The sequence below is a fragment of the Moorena sp. SIO2C4 genome (genome assembly GCF_010672485.1).
GTDB lineage: Bacteria > Cyanobacteriota > Cyanobacteriia > Cyanobacteriales > Coleofasciculaceae > Moorena > Moorena producens.
In genome coordinates, this window is the sequence record NZ_JAAHGN010000724.1 from 1 (window position 1) to 3,921 (window position 3,921).

Annotated in this window: 3 protein-coding genes; all 3 read left to right on the forward strand. The window is 47.4% G+C overall.

Annotated elements, in window-relative coordinates; genetic code table 11:
* Window positions 1-396: 396 nt before the first annotated feature.
* A complete protein-coding gene (locus F6K20_RS27905; protein ID WP_267875691.1) occupies window positions 397-519 on the forward strand; it encodes a hypothetical protein in 123 nt (40 codons plus the stop codon).
* A gap of 251 nt (window positions 520-770) precedes the next feature.
* Window positions 771-3,146, forward strand: a complete 2,376-nt coding sequence (locus F6K20_RS27910) for a CapA family protein (RefSeq protein WP_008185598.1) — start codon at window positions 771-773, stop codon at window positions 3,144-3,146.
* Window positions 3,147-3,183: 37 nt separating this feature from the next.
* Window positions 3,184-3,921: poly-gamma-glutamate synthase PgsB (gene pgsB, locus F6K20_RS27915; RefSeq protein ID WP_287296848.1), on the forward strand; the 738-nt coding region annotated here is incomplete at its 3' end.

Below are 3,921 nucleotides of genomic sequence, written 5' to 3' on the forward strand. Positions count from 1 at the left end.
CTATCAGCTATCAGCTATCAGCTATCAGCTATCAGCTATCAGCTATCAGCTATCAGCTATCAGCTATCAGCTATCAGCTATCAGCTATCAGCTATCAGCTATCAGCTATCAGCTATCAGCTATCAGCGATTAGCGCTATGGGCACGCTACTTTACGAACAGCTTTTGAATACAATAAGCTGACCACTGACGGCTGACGGCTGAATGCTTACGACCCCAGTTTGACAGAAACGTTATATATTTATTTTTGTACTAAGTCACGAATCATGATATAATACCGCGCCCTGAAACTGTGATCACGGAATTGTTTTAGGGACTTGCGTGTAAACAAAATAGTGATTAAAGTAGGTAGAGAAAAGTAATATAATTTACAATTATAAAAAAAACCAAACTGTTTTTGCGTAAGTATTCAGCTATCAGCCGTCAGCCGTCAGTGATTGGCCGTAGGCCACGCTACTTGAGGTGCCGTCAGCCGTCAGCCTTCAGCTTATTTTATTCAAAGGTGCGCTTGACCCATTAATAATTAAATTCGCTATAGGTGCGCGCCTAAAAGCACCGATTGCGCTACGGGCATAAGCTGATTACTGATAGCTGATAGCTGATAGCTGATTACTGAAGGCTGACAGCTGAATGCTTACGTTTTTGCCCACCCTACCAGCTACAAGCTTAAACTATGATAAAGGCATTGTTTTAGATTCTATTTGAGGTTTTTTTAGTCATGATTCTTCTTTTGATTGCTGTAATTATAAATACTACATTTTGAAGTGGTAAATGTGGATTGTAGCACTAAGGGAGATGCTGGCGAATCTGATGCAATGGCCTAGGAAGTGGCCTAGAAAATTCACTATCCGTGCAGTAGGTGGAGGAGTTTGTTGTTTTGTAATAGTCCTGTGCTTCACTTTATGGCCTTACCCTGGATCAGCCCAAGCCTGGTCTCTCCGGGAATGGTTAAATACCTTAGTCGTTCAAGAAATTAATCTAGGCCGTCAGTATCACCATACCCCCCTCCAGGTGCAGGGAACAATCCTGGGAACGGGGGGTATGCCTCTGGGTAATATTCCGGTTCGCCTAGGGCAAGCAGAAACAATTACTAATCCATCAGGGCAGTATCGCTTTATGTTGATGCCCCGTCATAATGCCCTGTTGGAAATTGATGCTCCTGACTATTACCAGGAAGTGATTCCTCTAGTTCTGGCCTTACCCCTGACAGTTTCGGAAGTGGAAGTAGAGCCGATTGCCCTGGTAAAACGGACAGATTCGGAGGCCAGGCTTCTGTTCGGGGGAGACGTAGCAATGGGTAGGCGGTTTCTCGACCCAGAACAGAATACCCCCCGCAATCGGATTCCTAAAAATAACCCTGATGCGCTGATTCAAGCATCCCATCCGAGACGGGGCAGTGCCAAGGTGTTAGAAGGTTTACAGCCTCTGTTCCAAGCTAAGGTCAGTGATTTTCGTAGTGTCAATCTGGAAACCCCTGTCCTGGATGACCCGACGACCCCCCACTGGGCGAAACCCTATAGTTTTTTTACCCTTCCTGAATCAGTCCGCCAGCTGCGCAAACTAGGGGTTGATTATGTCGCTCTAGGGAATAATCACCTCTGGGACTACTTAGCTTCTGGTTTGACTACCACTCTGGAGCAGTTACAAACTATTGGCCTGGCCTACAGTGGCGCTGGACTTACCCCACATGCAGCCCAGGAACCCGATCACCGACAATTGGGCAATACCAATTACAGCCTATTTTCCTTTACCTCCATTGCAGGCGATCGCTATCGAGAACCCCTACAGTTTGTGGCTAGCGACCATCAGGGGGGTGCAGCAGACTTGCGGGACATAGCAACAGTAAAATCCCTAATTGCCCAGGAACGAGAGCAAGGGCGTTTCCCGATTGTCCAAGTCCACACTGGTACTGAATACACCTATGCCCCCACTTCTTATGGGAGGGGTCTGATAGACCAAGTGGCGAGTGCTGGAGCAGGGCTAGTGGTGGGACACCATCCCCATGTGGCTCAAGGCTTAGGGTTTCGTCAGGGTGTGCCTTTATTTTATAGCCTTGGTAACTTGGTGTTTGATTCCGATCGCCTGGAGACCTTACTGGAATTGGTAGCCTTGGTGGATATCGAGGATGAAGAGGTGAGGAGGCTCCAGGTTATTCCGATTTATTTGGAAGACTATCGTCCTCAACTGATAGGGGGAGACCTAGCCAATCGGTTTATCCGGAGGATTGGGGAGTTTTCTGAGGATGGAGTGCTGGTTTATCCCTATCTAAATCGGGGCTGGGTTTCTCTGGAAGGGGCTGATGGGTCTGATGTCAGCATTCAAGACTACAGTATTCAAGACTACAGTATAGATGTTCCGGTCATGATCAATCAAGATGGCTGGGGAGTAGTGGATTTGCGGGGGCTGGCTCCGAGTGAAGCCTCTCTATATCAGGTGCAAGTCAGCGCTGGTGACGTCTCTCAACTCCGTTTAGGGCGGGATTTAATGGGGTTTGGTGAGGCAGAAGATTGGGACATGGACTCCAATGAACAAGACCTCAACCGCTGGGGGGTATCTACGACAGGGAAGACATCCTTTCCCTGTTATCAAGGAGCCTATCGAGGTATCACCGGGATTTGTCTAGAGCGATCGCATCGCAATCGTGAGGTGGCTGTGGTTCCTTTTCGTCATCGGATACGGGTATTTGGAGATGCCCTTGATCGCCCTCAGAAAGACCTGACGATGGTGGGATATGTACGGGGGGAAAATGCCGGTCCGATAGAGCTGAAAGTCCGCTATCGTGCCAGTGAAGGGGAGCAAGGGTTTGGGGATAGGACTGTATTTACTCACCCTGGTCATACTTTTGACTGGGAACGGATTGTGGTAGACTTAGCAATGCCTGAGGATAAGCCAAAGGAGCAGGTGGCCAATCCTAAAAGAGATAATCCTCGTGCTGTGATGCTCTGGTTGCGTCACTATCCTCCCCAAGAAGGAAAGGGGCTAGCAATGTTCGATGACTTTGCCTGTGTCAGTTGGGAAAAGCCCCATTATCTGAACAATCCGATTCAGCTTTCGGTGCCTCATGCCCTTGACTTTTTACGGTTGACTGGGACCTCTGGTCTAGTGAAACTGCACCTAACCTTTCGAGCTTTTCAGCCTCAGTCTTAAATATTGGTAGTGAATCATTGGGAGGCTTAAGTTTGAGATGTTCAAGGAGGCTTTGCCTTTTTTACTGACTCTAGCCAGCTTGGTAGTCTACATTTTATATTTACTTGTTTCCTATTGGCAATTTCGTCAAAAACGGGATCAAATTCTGTATCGGGTTCATGTTAATGGCATTCGAGGTAAGTCCACGGTGACCCGCTATGTGGCAGCAGTTGTTAGGGCAGCAGGGTATAAAACGTTTGGCAAGATTACTGGTAGCACTACCCATATTCTCCATCCCAATGGTAAAGAGTCTATTTGGCCGCGAAAAGGCTATGCCAATGTTAACGAGCAAGTGGCAGTGATGCGCTATTTTTTTCGCCAGCAGGTAGAAGCGGTGGTGATGGAATGTATGGCGATTAACCCAGTCTATGCGGAATGGCTGGAAAAAAAAGTGATGCGCTCTCACGTTAGCATCATTACTAATGTTCGCTACGACCATCCAGAATATTTAGGGGAAACTCTGGAAGAAATTGCCCATTCCCTAGCAGTGACTATTCCTGAAAATGGTATTGTGATCACGGCTGAATCAAATCCTGTATTACTGGATATTCTCAACAGGGAAGCTAAACAAAGGGGCGCTAAATTGATTGCAGCTAATGCTAGTGACGTGATGGCTGAAGACCTGAAAGGATTTAGTGCTGTGGCTATAGAAGATAATGTTGCGATCGCACTAGAAGTAGGAAAGCTATTGGGAGTTCCTCGTAAACGGGCGGTTCAGGCTATGTGGCAGACTCTC